Annotated in this window: 19 protein-coding genes and 1 riboswitch; of the genes, 11 read left to right on the plus strand and 8 right to left on the minus strand. The window is 64.7% G+C overall.

Annotated elements, in window-relative coordinates; genetic code table 11:
* Positions 1–79: 79 nt before the first annotated feature.
* A complete protein-coding gene (locus A9K66_RS02770; RefSeq protein ID WP_067319400.1) occupies positions 80–1,231 on the plus strand; it encodes a citrate/2-methylcitrate synthase in 1,152 nt (383 codons plus the stop codon).
* A 3-nt stretch (positions 1,232–1,234) separates the two neighbouring features.
* Here the strand turns inward: A9K66_RS02770 and phaR are convergent, their stop codons facing one another.
* Positions 1,235–1,828, minus strand: a complete 594-nt coding sequence (gene phaR / locus A9K66_RS02775; RefSeq protein ID WP_067319402.1) for a polyhydroxyalkanoate synthesis repressor PhaR — start codon at positions 1,826–1,828, stop codon at positions 1,235–1,237.
* A 300-nt stretch (positions 1,829–2,128) separates the two neighbouring features.
* Here phaR and A9K66_RS02780 point away from each other — a divergent pair, with 300 nt between their 5' ends.
* The 6 genes from A9K66_RS02780 (at position 2,129) to A9K66_RS02805 (ending at position 10,162) form a co-directional block, all read left to right on the plus strand.
* On the plus strand, positions 2,129–3,316 hold the full coding sequence (locus tag A9K66_RS02780; protein WP_067319404.1) for an acetyl-CoA C-acetyltransferase: 1,188 nt from the start codon (positions 2,129–2,131) through the stop codon (positions 3,314–3,316).
* A gap of 133 nt (positions 3,317–3,449) precedes the next feature.
* Complete coding sequence (locus tag A9K66_RS02785; RefSeq protein WP_067319406.1) at positions 3,450–4,172, plus strand: beta-ketoacyl-ACP reductase; 723 nt, start codon at positions 3,450–3,452, stop codon at positions 4,170–4,172.
* A gap of 723 nt (positions 4,173–4,895) precedes the next feature.
* Positions 4,896–8,315, plus strand: a complete 3,420-nt coding sequence (locus A9K66_RS02790) for a helicase-related protein (protein ID WP_067319408.1) — start codon at positions 4,896–4,898, stop codon at positions 8,313–8,315.
* A 15-nt stretch (positions 8,316–8,330) separates the two neighbouring features.
* Positions 8,331–8,717, plus strand: coding sequence for an RNA-binding S4 domain-containing protein (locus A9K66_RS02795; RefSeq protein WP_067319410.1), 387 nt, complete (start codon positions 8,331–8,333; stop codon positions 8,715–8,717).
* Between the two features lie 149 nt (positions 8,718–8,866).
* Positions 8,867–9,205 carry a ferredoxin FdxA gene (fdxA, locus tag A9K66_RS02800; RefSeq protein WP_067001876.1) on the plus strand — a complete coding sequence of 113 codons (339 nt, stop codon included), beginning with the start codon at positions 8,867–8,869 and terminating at the stop codon, positions 9,203–9,205.
* Positions 9,206–9,580: 375 nt separating this feature from the next.
* A complete protein-coding gene (locus tag A9K66_RS02805) occupies positions 9,581–10,162 on the plus strand; it encodes a CarD family transcriptional regulator (protein ID WP_040974338.1) in 582 nt (193 codons plus the stop codon).
* A 256-nt stretch (positions 10,163–10,418) separates the two neighbouring features.
* On the opposite strand, the gene A9K66_RS02810 is transcribed toward A9K66_RS02805, so the two are convergent.
* The 3 genes from A9K66_RS02810 to A9K66_RS02820 form a co-directional block, all read right to left on the minus strand.
* The gene (locus tag A9K66_RS02810) at positions 10,419–11,213 is read right to left on the minus strand and encodes an amino acid ABC transporter ATP-binding protein (protein ID WP_067319412.1); all 795 of its coding nucleotides are present in this window, start codon (positions 11,211–11,213) and stop codon (positions 10,419–10,421) included.
* Positions 11,210–11,890 carry an ABC transporter permease subunit gene (locus A9K66_RS02815; RefSeq protein ID WP_067319414.1) on the minus strand — a complete coding sequence of 227 codons (681 nt, stop codon included), beginning with the start codon at positions 11,888–11,890 and terminating at the stop codon, positions 11,210–11,212. Before A9K66_RS02815 ends, A9K66_RS02810 begins: the two co-directional genes overlap by 4 nt.
* Before the next feature lie 120 nt (positions 11,891–12,010).
* Complete coding sequence (locus A9K66_RS02820; RefSeq protein ID WP_067319416.1) at positions 12,011–12,784, minus strand: amino acid ABC transporter substrate-binding protein; 774 nt, start codon at positions 12,782–12,784, stop codon at positions 12,011–12,013.
* Between the two features lie 307 nt (positions 12,785–13,091).
* Between A9K66_RS02820 and A9K66_RS02825 the strand changes: the two genes are divergently transcribed.
* Complete coding sequence (locus A9K66_RS02825) at positions 13,092–13,955, plus strand: RNA polymerase factor sigma-32 (RefSeq protein ID WP_067319417.1); 864 nt, start codon at positions 13,092–13,094, stop codon at positions 13,953–13,955.
* A gap of 146 nt (positions 13,956–14,101) precedes the next feature.
* Positions 14,102–16,099, plus strand: coding sequence for a caspase family protein (locus tag A9K66_RS02830; protein WP_067319419.1), 1,998 nt, complete (start codon positions 14,102–14,104; stop codon positions 16,097–16,099).
* 82 nt (positions 16,100–16,181) lie between these two features.
* Here A9K66_RS02830 and A9K66_RS02835 read toward each other — a convergent pair whose 3' ends face one another.
* From A9K66_RS02835 to thiB, 4 genes are all read right to left on the minus strand, one after another.
* Positions 16,182–17,624 carry a M48 family metalloprotease gene (locus tag A9K66_RS02835; protein ID WP_067319421.1) on the minus strand — a complete coding sequence of 481 codons (1,443 nt, stop codon included), beginning with the start codon at positions 17,622–17,624 and terminating at the stop codon, positions 16,182–16,184.
* A 207-nt stretch (positions 17,625–17,831) separates the two neighbouring features.
* Entirely contained in the window at positions 17,832–18,593 is a 762-nt protein-coding gene (thiQ, locus tag A9K66_RS02840; protein ID WP_067319423.1) for a thiamine ABC transporter ATP-binding protein, read from the minus strand.
* Positions 18,590–20,212: a thiamine/thiamine pyrophosphate ABC transporter permease gene (gene thiP / locus A9K66_RS02845; protein WP_067319425.1), complete on the minus strand. Its 1,623-nt coding sequence runs from the start codon at positions 20,210–20,212 to the stop codon at positions 18,590–18,592. Before thiP ends, thiQ begins: the two co-directional genes overlap by 4 nt.
* Before the next feature lie 162 nt (positions 20,213–20,374).
* Positions 20,375–21,382, minus strand: a complete 1,008-nt coding sequence (gene thiB, locus A9K66_RS02850) for a thiamine ABC transporter substrate binding subunit (RefSeq protein ID WP_067319427.1) — start codon at positions 21,380–21,382, stop codon at positions 20,375–20,377.
* Positions 21,383–21,424: 42 nt separating this feature from the next.
* Positions 21,425–21,538, minus strand: a riboswitch (TPP riboswitch).
* A 141-nt stretch (positions 21,539–21,679) separates the two neighbouring features.
* On the opposite strand from thiB, the gene A9K66_RS02855 reads away from it, so the two are divergent.
* Entirely contained in the window at positions 21,680–22,324 is a 645-nt protein-coding gene (locus tag A9K66_RS02855; RefSeq protein WP_067319429.1) for a thiamine diphosphokinase, read from the plus strand.
* 1 nt (position 22,325) lies between these two features.
* Entirely contained in the window at positions 22,326–24,140 is a 1,815-nt protein-coding gene (locus tag A9K66_RS02860; protein ID WP_067319431.1) for an ABC-F family ATP-binding cassette domain-containing protein, read from the plus strand.
* The last annotated feature ends 11 nt before the right edge of the window (positions 24,141–24,151 follow it).

Genomic DNA, 24,151 nt, shown 5'->3' on the forward strand with positions numbered 1-24,151 from the left:
CCCTTTGTGCACTGCAGTTAATGCTCTACAATCAACGCATCAATCTTGATCAACTGAATCAATATGAGGCGGTGCGAACTTGTCCGAATGGCTGACGCGGGAGGAAGCGCTGGCGCGGCTCAAGGTCCGGCCGCAGACCCTTTACGCCTATGTCAGCCGCGGCCGCATCGGCATGCGGCCTGACGGGGCCGATCCGCGCCGCAGCCAGTATCGAGCCGACGACATAGCCGCGCTCGCCACCCGTCGGGCGCGCGGGCGCAGCCCCCAGGCGATCGCCGAAAGCGCCATCGCCTGGGGCGAGCCAGCGATCACCACTGCCATCTCCACCGTGCTGCACGGCCGCCTCGTTTATCGCGGCAAGGATGCCGTTGCGCTTGCCGCGACAGCGACGCTGGAGGAGGCAGCAAGCCTGCTTTGGGCATCCGGCGCCGCGATATCCTTCGCATCGCTGACGCCTTCGATCGTTCGCGAGAGCGGCACCCCGACGGCCTTTGCAAGATTGTCGGCGCTTGCCGCGGCTGGCCGGCCTTCGCTCGGCCGCAGGCCGGGCATGCTGCAGCAGGATGGCGCCAGCGCCACCAGCGTGCTCGCGACGTCACTCGGTGCAAGCCCGGGGGCGGAGCCGGTGCATGAAAGGCTGGCGCGCGGCTGGTCGGTCGACGCTGCCGGTGCCGATCTCATCCGCAAGGCGCTGGTGCTTTTGGCCGATCACGAGCTCAACGCCTCGACCTTCGCCGCACGCGTCGCCGCTTCGACCGGCGCGCCGATCGTGGCCTGCCTGCTTGCCGGGCTCGCTGCCCTTACCGGCCCGCGTCATGGCGGCGCCGGCGCCGCGGCCATCGCGCTGGTCGAGGATGCCGAGCGGCTCGGGCCGGACGAGACGATCGCGCGCTGGCTGGCCCACGACCGGCCGCTGCCCGGCTTCGGCCATCAGCTCTATCCCGAAGGCGATCCGCGCGCCGAGGCTCTGCTGCCCGACCTCGACATCGCTGACGATCTGCTTCATCTGCGCGACGCCGTCCTTGCCGCGACCGGCATGCGCCCGAATGTCGACTTCGCGCTGGCCGCGCTGACGCGCAGCCTCAATCTCCCCGCCGACGCGCCCTTTCGCCTGTTCGCGCTCGGTCGCAGCATCGGCTGGACGGCGCATGCCATCGAGCAGGTGACGAGCAACAGGCCGATCAGGCCGCGAGCCCGCTATGACGGCCCTGCAGGAACACCTGACGGCTAGCCATCACGACATGGTGTCGAGCTTGCGCTGCATGGCGGCGATCTGCGCCTTCAATTCCTGCAGGTCGTCGGATTTCTCGTCCTTCTTCGGCGGCTCGGCGGGCGCAGCGGAATTGGGGCCGCCGGACGGGAACGGCGTGAACATGCGCATCGCGTTCTGGAACATCTCGACGTTGCGCCGCGTCTGTTCCTCCAGCGCCTTCATCGGCGTCTTCATCATGTCGATCGGCGTCTTGCCGAAGGCGCCCTTCAGCTGCTCGCGGAAACGCTCCTGCTCCTTGGAGAAGGCGATCATCGACTGTTCGAGGAAGCTCGGCACGATCATCTGCATCTGGTCGCCGTAGAAGGAGATCAGCTGGCGCAGAAACGGGATCGGCAGCATGTTCTGCCCGTCCTTGTTCTCCAGCTCGAAGATGATCTGGGTCAGCACCGGATGCGTGATGTCGTCGCCGGTCTTGGCGTCCTGCACGGTGAATTCTTCGCCCTTCTTGACCATCTCGGCCAGATCTTCGAGCGTCACATAGGTGCTGGTGCCGGTGTTGTAGAGCCGGCGGTTGGCGTACTTCTTGATGACGATCGGGTCGTCTTTTGCGGCCATCCGTATCCTCCCCAGGATGCCGGCGCGTTCACAGTAAGCGGCCGGTAACGATTGCGCCATTTGTCGAGGATATGCGCAAAAGCGTCACAATTCCAAGCGGTTTGTGCAGTGCGGCATCAATTAATGCCGAAAGGGCGGGCCAAATTGTGCTGCAGCGCGATGGCCACGCCGTCACGATAAGCGCTCGACTTGCTTGCCGCACATGGCGGCCATGCCGATTTCCGGTTTGACTCAGGTGCTTGAACGGGCAAGAAAGTCTCCAAGGATAGCCTAACGACACCTCGAAGCCTGGAGAAGAAAATGTCCGCTTCCAATTCAATCGTCGTCGCCAGCGCAGCCCGCACAGCAGTCGGCTCCTTCAACGGCAGTTTCGCCGCCACGCCCGCGCACGAGCTCGGCGCGGTCGTCATCAAGGAATTGCTTGCGCGTGCCAAGGTCGACCCGGCGGAGGTGGACGAAGTCATCCTCGGTCAGGTGCTGACCGCCGCTCAGGGCCAGAACCCGGCCCGCCAGGCTTCCATCAATGCCGGTCTGCCCAAGGAGACGACTGCTTGGGGCCTCAACCAGGTTTGCGGCTCGGGCTTGAGGGCCATTGCGCTCGGCATGCAGCAGATCGCCACCGGCGACGCCAAGGTGATCGTCGCCGGCGGCCAGGAATCGATGTCGCTGTCGCCGCACGCCCAGCACCTGCGCGCCGGCGTCAAGATGGGCGACTACAAGATGATCGATACCATGATCAAGGACGGCCTATGGGATGCCTTCAACGGCTACCATATGGGCAACACCGCCGAGAACGTCGCTCGTCAGTTCCAGATCACCCGCGAAGTCCAGGACGAGTTCGCGCTGGCCTCGCAAAACAAGGCCGAGGCGGCGCAGAAGGCCGGTAAGTTCAAGGACGAGATCGTCGCCGTCACCATCAAGGGCAAGAAGGGCGACACCATCGTCGACCAGGACGAATATATCCGCCACGGCGCTACGCTGGATGCCATGACCAAGCTGAAGCCGGCCTTCGACAAGGACGGCACCGTCACCGCCGCCAATGCTTCGGGCATCAATGACGGAGCCGCCGGCGCGCTGCTGATGAGCGAGGCCGAGGCTGCCAGGCGCGGCATCACCCCACTGGTCCGCATCGCCTCCTGGGCGACCGCCGGCGTCGATCCGGCGATCATGGGCACCGGCCCGATCCCGGCCTCGAAGCGGGCGCTGGAGAAGGCCGGCTGGTCGGCCAAGGACCTCGATCTCGTCGAGGCCAACGAGGCCTTCGCCGCGCAGGCCTGCGCCGTCAACAAGGGCATGGGCTGGGATCCCTCGATCGTCAACGTCAATGGCGGCGCCATCGCCATCGGCCATCCGATCGGCGCCTCGGGCGCCCGCGTATTCAACACGCTGGTCTACGAGATGCGCCGCCGCGGCGCAAAGAAGGGCCTCGCGACGCTTTGCATCGGCGGCGGCATGGGCGTTGCGATGTGTGTGGAAGCCTTGAACTGAGCGAATGGCGAACTGAGCGAATAGCGAATGGGGAGTAGCGAATAGGGGGAAATGGCGTTGCACGACGGGCTATCGATCCCTACTCGCTATTCGCCACTCCCTATTCGCTCTTCCGACCAAAGGGAGGAAATGCATGAGCAAGGTAGCAATCGTCACGGGCGGATCGCGCGGCATCGGTGCGGCGATATCGGTGGCCCTGAAGAATGCCGGCTATTCGGTCGCCGCGAACTATGCCGGCAATGACGAGGCGGCCCAGAAATTCAAGGCCGAGACCGGCATCCCCGTCTACAAATGGTCGGTCGCCGATTATGACGCTTGCGCCGCCGGCATCGCCCAAGTCGAGGCTGATCTCGGTCCGGTCTCGGTGCTGGTCAACAATGCCGGCATCACCCGCGACACCATGTTCCACAAGATGACCCGCGAGCAGTGGAAGGAGGTCATCGACACCAACCTTTCCGGCGTCTTCAACATGACGCATCCGCTATGGAACGGCATGCGCGATAGGAAGTTCGGCCGCGTCATCACCATCTCCTCGATCAACGGCCAGAAAGGCCAGATGGGCCAGGTCAATTATTCGGCCTCGAAAGCCGGCGATATCGGCTTTACCAAGGCGCTTGCCCAGGAAGGCGCCCGCGCCGGCATCACCGTCAACGTTGTTTGCCCCGGCTACATCGCCACCGACATGGTCATGGCCGTGCCGGAAAAAGTGCGTGAATCGATCATCGCTCAGATCCCGGTCGGCCGTCTCGGCGAGCCGGAGGAGATTGCGCGCTGCGTTGTCTTCCTCGCCTCCGAAGACGCAGGCTTCATCACCGGCTCGACCATAAGCGCCAATGGCGGCCAGTATTTCGCCTGAGATCTTGTTCGGCTGAACTCTTCTGACACCGATGGCAGGCGGCCCGCCGCAAACGGGCCGCCTGTTTTTGTCTGCGCTCCGGCAGCACCGGGTGGGCATGCCTCAATTTGGCACGCAAAAGTTAACGGCCTCCCCGCGCCCTGTGGGAAACCCGGTTCACAAGCTGTGGATTTTCGGTGCACAAGCTTTGGGCAACACCATATCTAGAGGTGAACAAAACAGGAAGCTTTGCAGATCGCTGATTCGTCGCCGATTCGTTCCGGCTTTGGCCGAAAAGTTAACACGCCACGCCGCAAATAGCGCGAACAAGATTAACGCCGGTTAGGAAAGATCAACCATTTCACAATGTTGGCGGCCGCGCTCGAGTCCGTCGCGGTCGCTCTCCCACAAAGGTTAACGACGCTCCGGCACCAGCGCGAGCCAAGCACGAAACGGGCCAATTCACAGATTCAGCATGTGGTGAGACTCATGGCCAAAAAATCCATATGTAGCCGTGAACAAAACCTGAATCATAGTGAGTCAGTGATTCGTCGCCGATTCGTTCCAGACTCGTTCCAACGGTTAATCGACCGCGGATTTTGACCTTGCCTGTCGTCGCGCCATCTGTTGATGAGATCATTCCGCTTTCGCTTCGCGTCTGAAATCCCTATGTGTGCCCTGTCACACGCGACGGAACCGCCGCGTCCCCGACAACAAGCGGCAGAAAGCCTCATTTCCGAGCCGATGAATATCCAGCCGAAACCCTCCCAGCCGCTGATCCTTTCCGGCCGCGACGTGACGGCCGTGCTCGGCCCCACCAACACCGGCAAGACCCATCTCGCCATCGAGCGCATGGTGGCGCACGACACCGGCATCATCGGTCTGCCGCTGAGGCTCCTTGCCCGCGAGGTCTATACACGCGTCTGCGAGAAGGTCGGCGCCAGCAAGGTGGCGCTGGTCACCGGCGAAGAGAAGATCGTGCCGGCGAGCGCGAGATATTCCGTCTGCACCGTGGAGGCGATGCCGCGAGAGACCGATGCCGCCTTCGTCGCCATCGACGAGGTGCAGCTCGCCGGCGACCTCGAACGCGGCCACATCTTCACCGACCGCATCCTGCATCTGCGCGGCCGCCAGGAGACGCTGCTTCTGGGCTCCGCCACCATGCACGGCATCCTGCAACGCCTGCTGAAGGGCGTCTCGGTGGTGACGCGGCCGCGGCTGTCGCATCTTGCCTATGCCGGCTCGAAGAAGCTCACCCGCCTGCCGCGGCGCACGGCGATCGTCGCCTTCTCCGCCGACGAGGTCTATGCCATCGCCGAATTGATCCGCCGCCAGCAGGGCGGTGCTGCCGTCGTTCTCGGCGCGCTCAGTCCCCGCACCCGCAATGCCCAGGTGGAGATCTTCCAGTCGGGCGACGTCGACTATCTCGTCGCCACCGACGCCATCGGCATGGGCCTGAACCTCGACCTCGAGCACGTTGCCTTCGCCCAGAACCGCAAGTTCGACGGTTACCAATACCGCAACCTGACCGCCGCCGAGCTAGGCCAGATCGCGGGGCGTGCCGGCCGACACCTGCGCGACGGCACCTTCGGCGTCACCGGCCAGGTCGATCCGTTCGACGAGGATCTGGTCAAGAAGATCGAGGGGCACGATTTCGACCCGGTGAAGGTGCTGCAGTGGCGCACCGCCGATTTCGATTTTGCCAGCCTCGATGCCCTGAAACGCTCGATCGAGACCAACGCGCCGGTCGAAGGGCTGACCCGGGCATTGCCGGCGGTCGACGCCCAGGCGCTGGAACATTTGTCGCGCGACGCGGACATCAGGACGCTAGCCACCGGCAGGGAGCGCGTGGCGCTGCTGTGGGAGGCCTGCGCGCTGCCGGACTACCGCAAGATCGCGCCCGCCCAGCATGCCGACCTCATCGCCTCGATCTACATGGACCTTGCACGCCATGGCCATGTCGATGAGAATTACATGGCCGAGCAGGTGCGGCGGGCCGACACCACGGATGGTGATATCGACACGCTGTCGCACCGGATCGCCCAGATCCGCACCTGGACCTTCGTCTCCAACCGACCGGGCTGGCTGGCCGATCAGCTACACTGGCAGGAAAAGACGCGCGAAATCGAAGACAGATTGTCGGATGCGCTGCATGAGCGGTTGACGAAACGCTTCGTAGACCGCAGGACTTCCGTCCTCATGCGGCGCCTTAGAGAAAATACCATGCCTGAAGCTGAAATCAGCCCAACCGGAACCGTGCTCGTCGAAGGCCATCACGTCGGCGAGCTGCAGGGATTCCGCTTCACCGCCGACCAGAGCGCCGGCGGCGAGGACGCCAAGGCGGTGCGCACCGCTGCCCAGAAGGCGCTCGCGGCTGAGTTCGAGGCGCGCGCCGAGCGCTTCGCCGCCTGCGCCAACGGCGATCTGGCATTGGGCTCGGACGGTGTCCTGCGCTGGATCGGCGCGCCGATCGGCACCCTGGTTGCCGGCGACGAGGCCTTGAAGCCGCGCCTTGTGCTGCTTGCCGACGAGCAGCTCACCGGCCCTGCCCGCGACAAGGTCGCGGCGCGCGCCGAGCGTTTCGTCAATTTCCAGATCGAGTCGCTCTTGAAGCCGCTGGTCGATTTGAAGAATGCCGAGCAGCTCACCGGCATCGCGCGCGGCATCGCCTTCCAGCTCATCGAGCATTTCGGTCTCATCAACCGCCGCGACATCGCCGAGGAAATGAAGTCGCTCGACCAGGAAGGCCGCGCGGCGCTGCGGCGTCTTGGCGTCCGCTTCGGTGCCTACCACGTCTTCGTGCCGGCGCTGATCAAGCCGGCGCCTGCCGGGCTGGTGACGCTGCTCTGGGCGCTTAAGAGCGACGGCAAGGACAAGCCAGGCTTCGGCGACGTGGTGCATGCGCTGGCATCGGGCCGCACCTCGGTGGTGATCGATCCTGCTTTCGACAAGACGTTCTACAAGCTCGCCGGCTATCGCAATCTCGGCCGCCGCGCCGTACGCGTCGATATCCTAGAGCGGCTGGCCGATCTCATTCGCCCCGCGACCAACTGGAAGCCCGGTCTCGGCCAGCGACCGGACGGCGCCTATGACGGCCACGCCTTCATGGTGACGCCGCCCATGATGTCGATCCTCGGCGCCACCGCCGACGACATGGAAGAGATCCTCAAAGGCCTTGGCTATCGCGCCGAACCGAAGCCGGCGGCGGAGGTGAAGGCCAAGCTCGACGCGCTGGACAATGCCGCCCGCGAGGCCGCGGCTGCGAAGCTTGCGGCGGAAGAGGCTGCGCGTGCTGCACAGGCGGCAGAGGCGCACGCCGTGGCAACAGACACGGTTGTAGAGGCAACGATCGAGGGATCCGAGCCGGCTGCCGCTGAAGTTCCTGCCGACGCCATCGCGGAAGCCGCGACGGAGCCTGACGCGAAAGACCCGGCGGAAGCGTCGGCTGCGGTCGCGGAAGAGACTCCGCCTGTGGAGGCCGCCGCAGCGGTGGACGCGGCAGCAGTGCTTGGGTCGGCTGAAAGCGCCGACGCCTCCCCCTCCGCCTCGATGGCGGAGGTCATTGCGCGAAGCGACGCGGGTGGGGGTCACGGCGCCAACGATGCAGGCGGCACCAACACCGGCGACGCCGGCGCTCCCCACGAGGGCGAAAGCGGTGAAGGCGCGGAGCCCTCCGCCGAGCCGGAAGAGCAGAAGCCGATCCTGCTGTGGCGGCAGGCGCGCTTCGACCATTCGCGCCCGCGCCACCGCCATGACAATCGCCGCGACAATCGTCCGCGCAACGGCCAGGCGGCAGGCGATGGCCAGGCGGCTGCCACGGGTGGCCAGGCCGGCGATCGGCCAGCCCGTGAGGGCCGCCGCGACCAGCGCGACGGGGCCGGCAAGCCGCGCTTCGACCGCTCGAAGTTCAAGCCGAGACCGGAACGCGAAGGCGGCGAACGGCGCGAAGGCAGGCCTCAGGGCGAGCGTGCCGATCGCCACGAGGGGGGCCGCCGCGAGGGCCGGCCGGACTGGAAAGGCAACAGGCAGGACGGCAAGGGCAATGCCGCAGGCGGCAGCAAGCCGACCTTCCAGAGCAAGCCGCGCGAGGAGCGTCCGCAGCGCTTCGATCCGGATTCACCCTTTGCCAAGCTCGCCGCCTTGCGCGACCAGCTGAAGAAATAGCCTCGGCCGGTCGCGATGGTTGGAGAAGGCCGCCAGCGCATCGACAAATGGTTGTTCTTCTCGCGTGCGGTGAAATCCCGGTCGTTGGCGGCTAAGCTCGTCATTGCCGGGCGCGTCCGCATCAATCGCGACAAAGCAGCGCAGGCCTCCGATCTGGTCAAGGCCGGCGATGTTCTGACCATCACGCTCGACCGCCGAATCCTTGTCTGGAAGGTGCTTGGGCCCGGCGCCCGGCGTGGTCCTGCCGACGAGGCGCGGCTGCTTTACGAGGATATGTCGCCGCCGCCGACGCCCGAGGGCGAGGCGGTTCCTGACGCCATTCCGGCGCTGCGCGAAGCCGGCACCGGCCGTCCGACCAAGCGGCAGCGGCGGCAGACGGACCGGCTGCTCGGCGAGGACTAGAAGATTCGACGGAACCTCGTCGCGGCAGGCGCGCGGAATTCCTTTCCGCGATGCCGGCTCAGGCGGGAAGTCCTGCCCTTGCAAGCGGCGGGCAAAGGCGTTACCTCACCAAAAAAGCCCAGCAAATACGGGACGTCCCGGAGCCTGCGATGACCTATGTCGTGACCGATAATTGCATAAAATGCAAATACATGGACTGCATCGAGGTCTGTCCGGTCGACTGTTTCTACGAAGGCGAGAACATGCTCGTCATCCATCCTGACGAGTGCATCGACTGCGGCGTGTGCGAGCCGGAATGCCCGGCCGACGCGATCAAGCCGGACACCGAGTCCGGGCTCGACAAATGGTTGCAGGTCAATTCCGAATACGCGGAGAAATGGCCCAACATCACTGCCAAGAAAGAGCCGCCGGCCGACGCCAAGAACTTCGACGGCGAGGCCGGGAAGTTCGAGAAGTATTTCTCGCCGGAGCCCGGCGAAGGCGACTGACGGCCGGGCCGGGCAAGCCGGCATGACGCCACGTAAGCGAGCCGGTACAATTGCTCTCTTGACAGCCAGCGATGGCGCATGGCGTTAGCGAATGCAGCAAAACCTTGATTCTTCCGACTTTTTGTGTTATATCCGCGAAACATGCCGGTGACACAACGTCGATTTATGGCGCTAACGCCCCAAATCACTGAAAGGTGAACTTTTCAAATCCGGACCAGAGCGATCTGGGGCAGGCAATCGCATTCGTGCGGTTTGTCGGTCCCGGCTTATTCCGGTGAGTTCACTTGTTGTGCGGCTAAAGATCGGCTTCCGCCGATCGTCTGAGTTCAGCCGGCGCCGCCATGCCGGCGCTACAACTAAGGAGTTCAGGGCGTAATGGCAACGATCACCCCGCAGAAGAAGTCCACCGCGGCCCGTCACGGGTTCAAGACCGGTGAGTTTATCGTTTATCCGGCGCATGGCGTCGGCCAGATCGTGGCCATCGACGAGCAGGAAGTCGCGGGTCACAAGCTGGAGCTGTTCGTCATCGATTTCCAGAAGGACAAGATGAGGCTTAAGGTGCCGGTCGCCAAGGCGACCTCTATCGGCATGCGCAAGCTCTCGGAAGAGGATTATGTCGATCGCGCGCTGAAGGTCGTGCAGGGCCGCGCCCGCATCAAGCGCACGATGTGGTCGCGCCGCGCGCAGGAATATGATGCCAAGATCAATTCCGGCGATCTGATCTCGATCTCGGAAGTGGTGCGCGACCTCTATCGCGCCGACAACCAGCCGGAGCAGTCCTATTCCGAGCGCCAGCTCTACGAAGCCGCGCTCGACCGCATGGCTCGCGAGATCGCCGCCGTCAACCGCATGTCGGAGACCGAGGCGGTTCGCCTCATCGAGGTCAACCTCAACAAGGGTCCGAAGCGCGGCGCCAAGGCCGACAACGAGGAAGCCGAGCAGGAAGAAGCTGCCTGAGCTTTCGCCTGCCGAACAACGAAGAACCCGGCCTTGCGCCGGGTTTTTTGTTGCGCGCAATATCGGAAGGTCGGCGCTGCCCCTCATCCGCCTGCCGGCACCTTCTCCCCGTAGTGAACGGGGAGAAGCGAGATGACGGCGTCGTTGGCGCCCATTCTTGAAACGTTGGCGATTGGCGAACTCTGATGAAAGCGTCCTTTCTCCCGTCACTATACGCGGAGAAATGCCCGGCAGAGCAATGAGGGGCAGCGCCAACTTATGAAGAAATCGTACCTGATCCCCCGCCCCCGCCTTCCTTCCGCGCTTCCTCCTGCCGCAGCGAGGCGATGAAGCGCTTGGTCCGCTCGCGCTCGGGATTGTCGAACACGATCGAAGCCGGGCCCTTCTCGACGATCGAGCCGGCATCGAGGAACACCACCTCCTGCGCGATCTTGGAGGCAAGTCTCAGATCATGCGTGGCTATCACCATGGTGGTGCCCTCGCGGGCCAGCTGACCCAGCACGTCGACCACTTCCTGCGCCAGCTCCGGATCGAGCGCCGAGGTCGGCTCGTCGCAAAGCAGCACGCGCGGCGACGGCGCCAGCGCCCGGGCGATCGCAACGCGCTGCTGCTGGCCGCCTGACAAAGTCGCCGGCCAGGCATCGGCCTTATGCGCCATGCCGACCTTCTCGAGCAACGCCATCGCCCGCTCGCGCGCCCCCGTCTGCGGCCATTTCAGCACCGTCACCAGCCCTTCCATGACGTTCTCGATCGCGGTGCGATGCGGAAAGAGCTGAAAATTCTGGAACACCATGCCGGTCTGCAGCCGCACGCGCTGGATGTCCGCTGCCGGTACTTTGGCGCCCGGCCGAAACTCCAGCGTCTCGTCGCCGATGCGCAAAGTGCCCGAGGTCGGAATTTCCAAGAGGTTGATGCAGCGCAAGAGCGTGCTTTTTCCGCCGCCCGAAGGCCCGACCAGCGCCGTGACACTGCCTTCGTCGATGCTGACGGTGACACCTTTCAGGACAAGATTGTCGCCGAAGCGCTTCTCGATGTTGGTAAGGCCGATCATGCATTGGCCTCCAGGAAGCCGCCATAGCGGTTGAGCCGCACCTCCAGCCGCGCCTGCAGAGCCGACAGCACCGAGCTCATCGCCAGATAGAGCGCCGCCGCCTCGACATAGAGGATCAGCGGCTCGTAGGTGGTGGCGACGATGCGCTGCGCAGCCTGGAACATTTCGGGCACCGTTATTGCCGCCGCGAGCGAGGTGTCCTTGACCAGCGATATGAACGTATTGGAGAGCGGCGGCACCGCGACGCGGCCCGCTTGCGGAACGATCGTGCGCCGCATCGCCTGGCTCCAGGTCATGCCGATCGAATAGGAGGCCTCCCACTGCCCTTTCGGCACCGAGCCGATGACGGCGCGGATGATCTCCGACGTGTAGGCGCCGATATTGAGCGTGAAGCCGATCAACGCTGCGGGAAAGGCATCGAGCAGGATGCCCACCGACGGCAGGCCGTAGAAGATCAGGAAGAGCTGCACCAGAAGCGGCGTGCCGCGAAAGATCCAGACATAGAAGCGCACAAGAGCGACCAGCGGTTTCGGGCCGAACAGCCTGATCAGCGCCGTCACCAGCCCGGCGATAAGCCCCAAGGCGAAGGACAGCAGCGTCAGCGGCACGGTGAAGATCAGTGCCGCCCATAGCAGCGCCGGCAGCGACTCCAGCATCAATTGCAACCAGTGCGGCACGGAGCCCTTCTCCTTTCCGGACGCTGCGACCCTCTGGCCGCATGCGAGCGACTATCAGGTAAAAATCGGCGGGCCGTCAAAGACGGCCCGCCGGAACTCAAGCAAAAGGGATGACTGGGCTTACTGCGAGACGTCCTGGCCGAAATATGTGTCGGCAATCCTCTTGTAGGTGCCGTCGGCCTTGATGTCGGCCAGCGCCTTGTTGATCGCCGCCACCAGTTCCGGATCGCCCTTGCGCACGATGACACCGGAATAATCGGCATTCTCTTCCTGCGCGGCGATCTTCACATTGGCGTCGGGCTTGTGCTTCTTGAAATCGAGGAAGGACAGGCTGTCGTTGATGGTGGCGTCGGCGCGACCGGTGAGCAGCAGCTGGATCGACTGGTCGAAGCCGTCGGTGCCGACCAATTCGGCGCCGTTCTTCTCGGCGAGCTTGCCGAAATTCGAGGTCAGCGACTGCGCCGCCTTCTTGCCCTTGAGATCCGCGAATGTCTTGATGTCGCTGTTGTCGCCGCGCACGATCAGCACCGCCTTGGAGGCGATGTAGGGATCTGAGAAATCATACTTGGCCTTGCGCGCGTCGGTGATGCCGACCTCGTTGATGATGGCGTCGTAGCGGTTGGCGTCGAGCCCGGCGATCAGGCCGTCCCACTTGCCCTCGAGAAACTGCGCCTTGACGCCGAGCTTCTCGGCGATCGCCTGGGCGATCTCCACGTCGAAGCCGACCAAGGCGCCGGATTCGTCATGATAGGTGAAGGGCGCGTAGGTGCCCTCCGTGCCGACCTTGATCACGCCCGCCTGCTTGATCTGGTCGAGATTGGCGCCGGCATGACCGGCTGTGACAGCCAGAACCTGCAGCGTTCCGGCGACGAGAAGCGATTTGAGCCATTTCATTTTTCTGTGATCCCGTTTTGACCGGTGCCCCGGCGCATGGTGAGAGCCGCAAACTGGCAGATGGAAGCTCAAGAAATAAGGAACCAGATTTCAAAAATCGACCGTTCCAGAAATCCAGTTCTCAAAACCAGCGAAAAATCCGCCAAGCCAAGCCTCACGGATCGATAACAGAAACGTTTTCGGCAGGCATATGCATCCGCCGGCACTACGGAACCATTCGCGCTTCTGGCACGTTGCTGGCTGTTGTAGGGCGCTGCGACGTCATTTCAACCGTCATCCAGTGCAACGACCGCCAAAAGGAGCCGGCATGATCGAGGATGTGGCAGGACGGACACTGGTCCGGGCGGCAATGAAGGCTCCCTATCTCGAGCGCGACGAGGAGCATCTCCTGGCCATACGCTGGAGGGAAAAAAAGGATCAGGACGCGCTGCATCTGATCACCGTCGCCCATATGCGGCTGGTGATTTCGATGGCTTCCAAATTCCGCCACTACGGTTTGCCGCTCGGCGACCTCATTCAGGAAGGCCATGTCGGCCTGCTGGAAGCGGCTGCCCGCTTCGAGCCCGCCCGCGAAGTGCGTTTCTCGACCTATGCCACCTGGTGGATCCGCGCCTCGATGCAGGACTATATCCTCCGCAACTGGTCGATCGTACGCGGCGGCACCAGCTCCGCGCAGAAGGCGCTGTTCTTCAATCTGAGGCGGCTGCGCGCGCGCCTTGCCAACGGCGCCGAGCCGCTCTCCAATGCCTCGCTGTACCGCGAGGTTTCGGCCGCGCTCGGCGTGCCGGAAGCCGACGTGGCGATGATGGATTCGCGTCTTTCGGCCCCCGACAGCTCACTCAATACCCCGCTTGCCGACGAGAACGGCGCCGCCGAGCGGATGGATTTCCTGGTCTCGGAGGATCCGCTTCCCGACGAGGTCGTCGGCGAAACGATCGACGTCGAGCGCCGCGCGGTCTGGCTGAAAAGCGCGCTCGGCGCGCTCAATGCGCGCGAGCTGCGCATCATCGAGGAGCGCCGCCTGAGCGACGACGGCGCCACCCTGGAATCGCTCGGCGAGGCGCTCGGCATCTCCAAGGAACGCGTCCGCCAGATCGAAGCCCGCGCCTTGGAAAAGCTGCGGGCGGCGCTGGTGAAGCAGAACCCCGAATTCCTGGCGGAAGCCGCCTGAAAGCCGAGGCAGCGGCTCGAAGACGTCAGGAGGCCATCTCCCGGCGGCTTTCTGCATCCGTAGCCATGGATTGTGAATTCTTTAACAGACCCTCGCGGCGTAAACTGTCTTCCTGACTGCACAACTTTAGCTGATGGGGGTTTGCCATGCTGCGATGCTGCGCGTTCCTTGCAGCCCTGGTTCTCGTGTGCTTCACCGCGTTCGAGGCTCACGCCGATCGAAGGGTTGCCTTGGTCATCGGCAATGCCGAATACCGAAATATTCCGGCTCTCAAAAACCCGGACAAGGATGCTCAGGACGTGGCGAACACGTTCCGGCTGGCCGGCTTCGACGTGTTCGTGGCCAAGGACTTGACCAAGCTTCAGTTCGAGGAGCGGTTCCGCAACTATCTCGCCGCGGCGGACGGTGCGGATCTGGCCGTCGTCTACTATTCCGGCCACGGTTTTCAGATCGGCGGCGAGAATTTCCTGATCCCCGTCGATGCGTCGCTGAAGGATGCCGCCGACATCGAGGTCCAGGCGATCAAGCTCGACGACGTGCTGGAGCAATTGCGCTCGAAAGCGAAGATCCAGGTGATCATCCTCGACGCCTGCCGGAACAATCCTTTCCCCCGCCAGGATTACTGGCTGAGGGACCAGCTGATCGTCGCGGGCGACGCCGGCCTTGCGCAGGTGAAGAGCTCACTGAACACGCTGATTGCCTTCGCCACCGAGCCAGGCGCGGTCGCCTATGACGGGCGCGGTGCCCTCAGCCCGTTCTCATCTGCCTTTTCGCGCCACGCGTTGGCGCCCAACCAGGAAATCCGCACGGTGATGGCGGCGGTTCGCCGCGACGTGGTCAAAGCCACCAACGGCAAGCAGGTTCCGTGGGAGAATTCCTCGCTGGTCGACGAGGTGGTGCTGATGCGCCACGATGACGCCGAGGGTCAGGAGGTCACGGCCAAGCAGGAGCAGCCGGATCCGGAGAGCGGCAGCCAGATCACCGGCGCCGCCGAGGCGATCGCAAATCGCGATATCAGCATCCCGGTTGGCGTCGGTCCGGTTCCGCTGAAGCTCGATTTCCCGAGCAACGACCCCGCGCTCAGCCTGAAGCTTGCAAGCTATCCGGCAACGGGAACTCTGTCGCTGCCGGACCGGACCCTGTCTCCGGATTCCAGCCTGATGGCCGGTGAAGTCGATAATTTGCGTTACGAGCCGCAGATCGGCTCGGCTGCTCCGGTCCAGATTGGCTTCCAAATCCGCGGCGGCAACGCGTCCAAGGCAGCGATGATGAAGCTGTCGCCAAGCGTCGACCCCTGCGACCAGGCGGCGGGCGCACCGCTCGACCTGCAGGGCGTCGCGCCCGGCCGTTTGCAGAACGAGATCGCCGGCGAGGCCGCTGAGGCTTGCCAGGCGGCGGTGAAGGCCTACCCCGACGTCGCTCGGTTTCGTTACGAGCTTGGGCGGGCGCTGCTGGCGTCCGGCAAGGTCGACGAGGCCAGGAAAGCTATCCAGGAAGCTGCCGACAGGGGGCACGTCCGCGCCATGTTCGAGCTCGGCCATATCGCTTCGTCCGGAATAGGACCGGCCGCGGACTCCGCGAAAGCGATCAGCTTCTATTCAGAAGCATCCGACAAGGGAGACCCCTATGCGATGGCCGCTTGGGGGCGAGCCTTGTTCAATGGTGTCGACGTCGAGCGGAATACCGGCAAGGGATTGGACCTGCTGCTCAAGGCGGCGGCCATGGGGCACGTCAACGCGATGAACGATCTCGCCGTGATCTTCAAGGATGGCCGCAACGGCGTGCCCGCCGACGAGGCCCGCGCCTTGGCTTTCCTCAAAGCCGGCATCGCGCGGCAAGAGGCATATTCGATGAGCATTCTCGGCCTTCCCGCGCGCAGCACCTTAACGGTCGCAGTGTGCAAGCCGAAGGTTGTGACGAAAATAGTCACCAAGGTAAAGGTTGTCCGCACACCCGCGCCGAAGACGCCGACGGTGACAGTCCCGACAGTGGTCAAACCACCTCAGACCGATACCGGACCGGCGCCCTGGCGCGGCAGTAGCGGCGATCATTCGGGGTCCGGCGGCGGCCAAAGTGGTGAGGGCAGCGGGGGCAGCACCGGCGGCCAGACCAGCCCTGAAGGCGGCAGCGGTGGCGGGCTCTGATTGCTGCGGCAGCCGCGCGCCCGGGTTGACCGAACGAAGCGCGCGGCTGATTCGTTGCGGAAGCACGAAACGGGATGCGACCCTACTTGTCGGTGACGATCTTGACCTTGTCGCCGGCCGACACGCTCGCGCCCGGCGACATTGCGTTGAGCACCCGGAACAGGTCGAGCTTTCGGTCGACGCCGACCATCTGAGCGGCAAGCGTGCCCATGTTCTGGCCGGGCTGCACAGTGACCACCCGGATATGCAGCGGCTTCAGAGCCGCCTTCTCGGCCGCGCTCAACGTGCGGAAGGAGCTGCTGACGGAGCGCGCAACCGGCTCCAGCGCGGTGCTGGCCGAGGGTGCCGCAGTCAGCAGCCGGTAGACCTGTCCGCTGGCCCGGATGACCGCGATATCGAACTGCCACCCTTGCGCGCTGGCATGCGCCATCGCCGCCTCGTTGCCGTTGACCGTTTCCTGGCGCACGCTGGCATCGTCTAGTCCGGCGACCCAGCCGCTGCGGATATAGTCGGTGAGCGACACAGACTTGTCGATCGCCACGCCATCGAAGCGGATGGCGATGTCGCCCGGACCGGTCGCGGTCACCGCGGCCGCCGAATTGTCGATGACGAAACCCTCGGGCACCGAGAACGACACGCCAAGGCCGGGATGCAGGAAGGTCTGGCCGCGCACATAGCCCTCTTCCGGCGTGTCGCCGTAGAGCAGCCCGTCTATGCCGGCGAGAAAGGCATCGCGGTCGCGCGTGCCGACGCCGGGCGGTCCGAAGTTGCGGGCGAGCCGCTGCGCCAGCTCGATGCGCTGCGGCGTGTTGGGATGCGTGGCCAGGAAGTCGAGGCTGGCATCCGTGGCGCCGCTGACCGAGCGGAAATCGGTATAGGCCGACATCGACTGCAGGAAGCGGCCGGCCGCATAGGGGTCATAGCCCGCTTCGCCGATCGACTTGATGCCGATCGCGTCGGCCTGCAGTTCCTGGTTGCGCGAAAACTGCGCAAGCCTCAGCTTGCCGCGGATGAGAGCGGCCTTGGCGGTCGGGCTGTCGCCGAGCACATCGGAGACGACCTTGGTCGCCAAGCCTTCCTCGGCCTCGAGCTGCTGCCGCTGCAACCCGTGATTGGCGGTGACGTGGCCCATCTCATGCGCGATGACGGCCGCAAGCTCGGAGGAGTCATTGGCCAGCGCCAAAAGTCCGCGCGTGACATAGAGATAGCCGCCCGGCAGCGCGAAGGCATTTACGTTGGGCGAGTTGAGGATGGTGATGCGATAGGTCTGGGTCGGATTGGCCGAGACCACCGTCAGATTGCCGACGACCTTGGCCACCATGCGCTCGAGCTTCGGATCGGAATATTCGCCGCCATAGGTGGCGAGAATCCGCGGATGCTGCGCTTTGGCCATTTCGGCCAGCCTGGCATTGGCGACGACATTGTCGACGGTGATCGGCTTGTCGGAGGGCTGGAAGCCGGACTCCTGCACGTCCGGCGGCGTGAACATCTGGCAGCTCGCCAGCGCCACGGCAAAGCCGGCCATCGCGAAAAATCGCGCCAGCGGCTTAGTCCATACCCTCTCGATGCCGGCTGTCAGATCGGCTTCCTTTCGTAATCTTTCGGCAAATCACGGCCCACCCGGACCAGCATGGCCGGACCTAGCCACACTCCCCCGGACAAGGCAAGCAAACGCCTGATCACCCGCAGCCGGTTTGGCCGTAAATTATGTCCGCTTCCGGGCAATGTGTTGTCATCCGGCAACGCTGCCGCCTCGATCGCCGATATAGCGCCGGAAGGCCTCCGGTCCAGCACCGTCGAAGAAATCGGCGGCCGACCCTGTTGCCGCGACCCTGCCCTCGTCGACGAACGCGATCCGTTGGCCGATGCGGCGCGCGTCCTGCGGCTGATGCGTGACGAAAAGCACGGTCATCTGTCGCTCGGCGTGGATGCCGGCCACGAGATCGAGCATGTCTTCGCGCAGCGCCGGGCCGAGCGAGGCGAAAGGCTCGTCGAGCAGAAGCACCGGACGGTCCCGTATGAGCACCCGCGCCAGCGCGACGCGCTGCCGCTCGCCGCCGGAAAGCTCGCTCGGCAGCCGCTTTTCCTTGCCGGCGAGGCCGACACGCCCCAGCGCGTCCGCGACCGCGCGGTGGTCGTCGGCCGTGAGCTTGAGCGATGGCGAGCGGCCAAGCCCGACATTGCCCTCGACCGAAAGATGGGCGAACAGGTTGTTTTCCTGGAACACCATCGACACCGGCCGCGCCGAGGGCGGCGCATTGTCGACATTGATCCCGCCGATCAGCACCTTGCCAGCATTTGGTGATTCGAAGCCGGCCACCAGATTGAGCAGCGTCGACTTGCCTGAACCGCTCGGCCCCATGATGGCGGTGATCCTGCCGGCGGCGAATTCGACATCGAACCGGAAGGATGCCTCGCCATAGCTGAAGGATACGCCGTCCAACGTGACGGCCAGGCCCTTCGTGGCCGCGATGCCATTATTATCCCTCGTCATGCCTTTGCCTCCCGCCCCAGCCAGTCGGCGGCGACAACCAGCAGCAGGCAGACGAGGCCGAGCAGCAAGGCCAGCCCCGCGGCGTCGGCGGTCCGGTAGCTGCCCATGCGCGCGAGTAGAAGATAGGGCAAGGTCTGGACGGAATCGCTGCCGAACAGCGCGATCACGCCGAGATCGCCGAGCGACAGCGCCATGGCGAACGCAAAGCCGGTGGCCAAGGGCCGCCGGAGCGACGGCCAGTCGACCAGCCGCAGCCGGTTCCAGCCGGAAATGCCGAGCGCCAGGCAGAGTCGCTCGTGGCGCTCGCTCGCCGCGTCATAGGCAGGGCGGACGGCGCGAATGGCAAATGGCATCGCCATCACCGCATTGACCGCGACGACCATGACGGGTGCGATGGCGAAGACATCGGTGATGTTGCGCAGAGCCAGGAACCAGCCGGCGCCGATCACGATCGGCGGCACGACCAGCACGAAACCGGCGCCGGTGTCGGCGGCGTGTTCGAGCAGCGACATGGCGCCGCCCGCGCGGCGCCTCAGGGCCAGTGCGCGTCGGGCGGCGATCAGCGACAGCGACAGCATCACGCAAAACAGCGCCGAGAGAAAGGAGAGCCCGGCGCTGGTGAGCGTCGCGCGGCGCACGGCGTCCTCGCCGGCCAGCCGGCCGAGATCCGCCTCCAGCCCGGCGAGCACGGTCGCCGCCATCGGTGCGGCGACGAACAGCAGCGCAAGCACGATGAGGCCGGCATTCAACACGGCCTCGGTGGTGCTGGTCGCAAGATAGCGGCGTGGCGCTACCGGCAGATTCGCATCGCCGACCGTGTTGGCGCCGAGTCGCGTCAGCATGGCGACCACGACGAAGGTCAGCACGATCTGCAGAAACGTTAGTGTCACGGCCCGCGCGGGATCGAAATCGAAGCGCAGCGCCTGGTAGATCGCGACCTCCAGCGTCGTCGCCGCCGGCCCGCCACCCAGCGTCAGTACGATTGTGAAGGAGGTGATGCACAGCATGAAGACCAGCCCGGCGACCCCCGGCAGCACCGTGCGCAGCGCCGGCCATTCGATCAGCCGGAAGGCCGACCGAGCGTCCATACCGAGCTGGCTCGCCAGCCGCCACTGGTCGGCCGGCACGGTGCCGAGCGCCTCGAGGAACAGCCGCGTGGCCAAGGGCAGGTTGAAGAAGACATGCGCGACCAGGATGCCGGAAAGGCCGTAAATGCCCGGCCATTCCCCACCGCCGAACGTGCCGAGGATGCCGGCAAAATAACCGGCATGGCCGTAAAGCGCCAACACGCCGAGCGCGGCGACGATAGCCGGCAGCGCCAGCGGCACCGTGAACAACTGCAGGATCAGGCGACGTCCGGGAAAGTTGGTGTGCCTGGACAGGGCGCGGCCGACGAACACTGCCGGCAAGACCGAAAGCAATGTCGACAGCAGCGCCTGCCAAAGCGTGAAGCGGGCGACGCGGAGCAGATAGCTGTCGAAGGCCGCGGCAGCGCTGGACGGACCGCTTGCGCCTTCGAGGATGAGGCCGGCGAAGGCGCCGCCGATGAGCAAAGTAATGGCGACAAGGGCGATGATGCCGGCGGTGATGCGAGGGTCAGGGCGCGGCGTGGATTGCACGCTGCACCACGTTGGCTCGAGCTAGCGAACGCCACGTTCCGTCGCACCCCCCTCTGTCCTGCCGGACATCTCCCACTCTAGGACCGATGACCGCGAATTTCCCCCTTTGCGGGGGAGATGGCCGGCCGGACAGAGGGGGGTGCTCAAGCGCCATCCTGCGTCCTACTTGCTCATCGCCGCCAGCCATTCATCCACCCAGGCCTTGCGGTTGGCCGCCACCTCGTCCGGGCTGAACAGCAGGGTTTTGGTCGGCTTCACCAGCTTTTCGAAGGCCGGGTTGAGCGGCTTGTCGGTCTTGCCGGCCGGGAACATCCAGTTGGTCTCCGGGATGATGTCCTGGAACTTGGGCCCGGTCATGAAGGCTATGAATTTTTCCGCCAGCGGGTTCTTCGCGCCGGTTTTGGTGATGCCGGCGACCTCGATCTGCAGATATTCGCCCTCCTCGAAGGACGCCGCCTGATAGCGCTCGGTGTTCTCGGCCACCATGTGGTAGGCCGGCGAGGTGGTATAGGAGAGAACCATCGGCGCCTCGCCCTTGGTGAACAGACCATAGGCCTCGCTCCAGCCCGGCGTCACGGTCAGCACCTTCGGCTTCAGCTTGGCCCAGGCTTCCGGCGCCTTGTCGCCATAGACCGACTTGACCCACAGCAGCAGCCCGAGGCCCGGCGTCGAAGTGCGCGGATCCTGGATGATGATCTTGTCGGGGCCGGCGCCCTCGACCAGTTCCTTCAAGCTCTTCGGCGGCGTCTTCAGCTTTTCGGTGTCGTAGACGACGGCGAAATAGCCGTAGTCGAAAGGCACGAAAGTGTCGTCTTTCCAGCCGCCGGGCACATTCAAATCGGCCACCGCGCCATGCCGCGCGAATAGGCCGCTCGCCTTGGCATCCGCGGTCAGGTTGGTATCGAGGCCGAGCACGACATCAGCCTTGGTGCCGGCGCCCTCCAGCTTGACGCGGTTGAGCAGTGCCACGCCGTCGGCAACCGAGACGAATTCAAGATCGCAGCCGCATTCGGCCTCGAATTCCTTCCTCACCGCGGGCCCGGGACCCCAGTCGGCGGTGAAGCTTTCGTAGGTGTAGACGGTAAGCTTGTCTTTAGCCTCGGCAGGTCCGCCTGCCAAAAGCGAAACAAGGCCGACTGCAAGAACAAGGTTGGACAATAGCGAGCGCATCGGCGCCTCCTTCGTTCGCGTTAAAGGAATTGAGGCGTCGGATGGTCCGAAACGTCTAATCCCTCCGCCGGTACAAACCGGATCAGGTTCAGCGGGTTGGCTTTGTGCCTCTCAGCCGGTTCGCAAAATCAGCGTCCGGCACCCCGTTAGAGCATTTCGAGACATAGGCCCGGCCGATGCGGCGCGCAAGCGGAAGTTTCCTGGGCATCCATCAGGGTTCACCGCGGTAGCGAAGTGCGATTCCGTTTGGACGCGCCCGCTTCCGTTTCGTTGGCCGGGCTGGTAAGGGCGACGGCCATGGGCACATTCACCATCCTGCTTGGCGGCGATCTCGTCCGCACGCCTCGGCTCGATCGCCAGATCGAAGGCTCCCGCATCATCGCCGCCGATGCCGGTATCGGCCATGCCGATATGCTTGGCCTGCTGCCGGAGCTCTGGGTCGGAGATTTCGACTCGGTGCCGGCGAGCCTGCCGGAGAATCTGGCCGCCGTGCCGCGCAAGATTTTCCCGACCGAGAAGGATATGACCGACGGCGAGCTCGCCATTGCCGCGGCGCTGGCGCGCGGCGCCACCAGCCTGGTGCTGGCCGGCGCCTTCGGCGGCAAGCGCGCCGATCATGCCTTTCTGCATTTGGCTCTAAGCGTGCGGCTGGCCGAGGCGGGCACGACCGTGCTGCTGACCAGCGGCGCCCAGGAGGGCGTGCCCATCCTGCCGGGCAAAGCCGGCTTCGACTACGCCGAGGGCACGCTGTTCTCGGTGCTCGGCTTCTCCGACCTCGCCGGCCTGACGGTCTCAGGCGCCAAATGGCCGCTGGACGGTGTCGAGGTGGCGTTCGGCTCATCGCTTACCATATCAAATGAGATCAAGGGTCGGCTCGAGATCGCGCTCGAGCGTGGCCGGGCGCTGCTGCTCGCCCACCCCTATCCTCTTCCCGAAAGCTGACATGGCCCCGCCTCTTCTCAATCTGGATGGCATAAAACTGACTTTTGGCGGCACGCCGCTGCTCGACGGCGCGGCACTGAGCGCCTCCGCCGGCGAGAAGATCGCGCTTGTAGGCCGCAACGGTTCGGGCAAGTCGACGCTGCTCAAGATCGTCGCGGGGCTGATCGAACCGCAGGACGGCGAAGTATTCCGCCAGCCCTCGGCAACGGTGCGCTACCTGCCGCAAATGCCCGATATGGATGGCTTCGCCAGCGTGCGCGCCTATGTCGAAGCCGGCCTCGGGCCGGCCGACGACCCGCATCGCGCCACTTATCTGATGGAGCATCTCGGCCTGACCGGCGAGGAGCGGCCGAACGACCTTTCCGGCGGCGAGGCGCGCCGCGCAGCACTCGCCCGCGTCATGGCGCCGGAGCCCGATATCCTGCTCCTCGACGAGCCGACCAATCATCTCGACCTGTCGGTCATCGAATGGCTGGAAGAAGAGCTTGCCCGCACCTCGTCGGCCGTGATCCTGATCTCGCACGACCGCCGCTTTCTCGAGCGCGTCTCGCGCGCCACCGTCTGGCTCGACCGCGGCCAGACGCGCCGGCTGGACAAGGGGTTCGCGCACTTTGAGGAATGGCGCGACCAGGTGCTTGAAGAGGAAGAGCGCGAACAGCACAAGCTCGGCCGCCAGATCGTGCGCGAGGAGCATTGGCTGCGCTATGGCGTGACCGCCAGGCGCAAGCGCAACATGCGCCGGCTCGGCGAGCTGCAGGCCATGCGCCAGCGTTTTCGCAGCCATCGCGGCGCCGAGGGTTCGGCGACGATGGTGGCAAGCGACGCCGCTGAATCCGGCAAGCTGGTGATCGAAGCCAAGGGCATCGAGAAGAGTTTTGGCGACCTCACCGTGGTCAAGGGCTTTTCGACCCGTATTCAGCGCGGCGACCGCGTCGGCCTTGTCGGGCCGAACGGCGTCGGCAAGACGACGCTTCTCAAGATGCTGACCGGCGAGCTGCCGCCGGATGCCGGCACCGTGCGGCTCGGCGTCAATCTGGAAATCGCAACGCTCGACCAGAAGCGCGAGGCCGTCGACCCGCAGGAGACGCTGGCGAATTACCTGACCGACGGGCGCGGCGAGAACCTTGTGGTCAATGGCGAGCAGCGCCACGTCGTCTCCTATATGAAGGATTTTCTTTTCAAGCCGGAGCAGGCGCGCACGCCGGTGCGCGAGCTTTCGGGCGGCGAGCGGGCGCGACTGCTGCTGGCCCGGGTGCTGGCGCGGCCGGCGAACCTTTTGGTGCTCGACGAGCCGACCAACGACCTCGACATGGAGACGCTGGAGCTGCTGCAGGAACTGGTCGCCGGCTTTGCCGGAACGGTCGTCCTGGTCAGCCACGATCGCGATTTCCTTGACCGCACAGTCACCAGCGTGATCGCGCCCAACGGCGCCGGACGCTGGATCGAATATGCCGGCGGCTATTCCGACATGCTGGCGCAACGCGGCGGCTCGAAGCTGGAGGAGCGCAAGGCAAGGCCGAAGGCTGAAGCGAACGAAGCGACGGCCAGGGCCGAACAGACCAGCGCTAAAAGCCCGGCCAAGAAGCTCTCCTTCAAGCAGAAATTCGCGCTGGAATCCCTGCCGAAGAAGATCGAGGCGGTGAGCGCGTCCATCTCAAGGCTGGAGAACAATATCGCGGATCCGTCCTTCTATGAGCGCGATCCGGTCTCGTTCCAGAAGACCATTGCGGCGTTGGGCAAGGAGCGCACCACGCTGGCCTCACTTGAGGAAGAGTGGCTGGAGTTGGAGATGCTGCGCGAGGAGATGGAAGGCTAACCGCTATAGGC

The sequence above is a fragment of the Mesorhizobium sp. AA23 genome (assembly GCF_001672435.1).
In the GTDB taxonomy this organism is placed as follows: domain Bacteria; phylum Pseudomonadota; class Alphaproteobacteria; order Rhizobiales; family Rhizobiaceae; genus Mesorhizobium.

Excerpts from the sequence above, each read along its gene's own strand:
- phaR (WP_067319402.1), bottom strand. The coding sequence starts at position 1,828 with ATGGCCGCAAAAGACGACCCGATCGTCATCAAGAAGTACGCCAACCGC.
- A9K66_RS02780 (WP_067319404.1), top strand. The coding sequence starts at position 2,129 with ATGTCCGCTTCCAATTCAATCGTCGTCGCCAGCGCAGCCCGCACAGCA.
- A9K66_RS02785 (WP_067319406.1), top strand. The coding sequence starts at position 3,450 with ATGAGCAAGGTAGCAATCGTCACGGGCGGATCGCGCGGCATCGGTGCG.
- A9K66_RS02790 (WP_067319408.1), top strand. The coding sequence starts at position 4,896 with ATGAATATCCAGCCGAAACCCTCCCAGCCGCTGATCCTTTCCGGCCGC.
- A9K66_RS02795 (WP_067319410.1), top strand. The coding sequence starts at position 8,331 with ATGGTTGGAGAAGGCCGCCAGCGCATCGACAAATGGTTGTTCTTCTCG.
- fdxA (WP_067001876.1), top strand. The coding sequence starts at position 8,867 with ATGACCTATGTCGTGACCGATAATTGCATAAAATGCAAATACATGGAC.
- A9K66_RS02805 (WP_040974338.1), top strand. The coding sequence starts at position 9,581 with ATGGCAACGATCACCCCGCAGAAGAAGTCCACCGCGGCCCGTCACGGG.
- A9K66_RS02810 (WP_067319412.1), bottom strand. The coding sequence starts at position 11,213 with ATGATCGGCCTTACCAACATCGAGAAGCGCTTCGGCGACAATCTTGTC.
- A9K66_RS02820 (WP_067319416.1), bottom strand. The coding sequence starts at position 12,784 with ATGAAATGGCTCAAATCGCTTCTCGTCGCCGGAACGCTGCAGGTTCTG.
- A9K66_RS02825 (WP_067319417.1), top strand. The coding sequence starts at position 13,092 with ATGATCGAGGATGTGGCAGGACGGACACTGGTCCGGGCGGCAATGAAG.
- A9K66_RS02830 (WP_067319419.1), top strand. The coding sequence starts at position 14,102 with ATGCTGCGATGCTGCGCGTTCCTTGCAGCCCTGGTTCTCGTGTGCTTC.
- A9K66_RS02835 (WP_067319421.1), bottom strand. The coding sequence starts at position 17,624 with ATGGCCGGCTTTGCCGTGGCGCTGGCGAGCTGCCAGATGTTCACGCCG.
- thiQ (WP_067319423.1), bottom strand. The coding sequence starts at position 18,593 with ATGACGAGGGATAATAATGGCATCGCGGCCACGAAGGGCCTGGCCGTC.
- thiB (WP_067319427.1), bottom strand. The coding sequence starts at position 21,382 with ATGCGCTCGCTATTGTCCAACCTTGTTCTTGCAGTCGGCCTTGTTTCG.
- A9K66_RS02855 (WP_067319429.1), top strand. The coding sequence starts at position 21,680 with ATGGGCACATTCACCATCCTGCTTGGCGGCGATCTCGTCCGCACGCCT.
- A9K66_RS02860 (WP_067319431.1), top strand. The coding sequence starts at position 22,326 with ATGGCCCCGCCTCTTCTCAATCTGGATGGCATAAAACTGACTTTTGGC.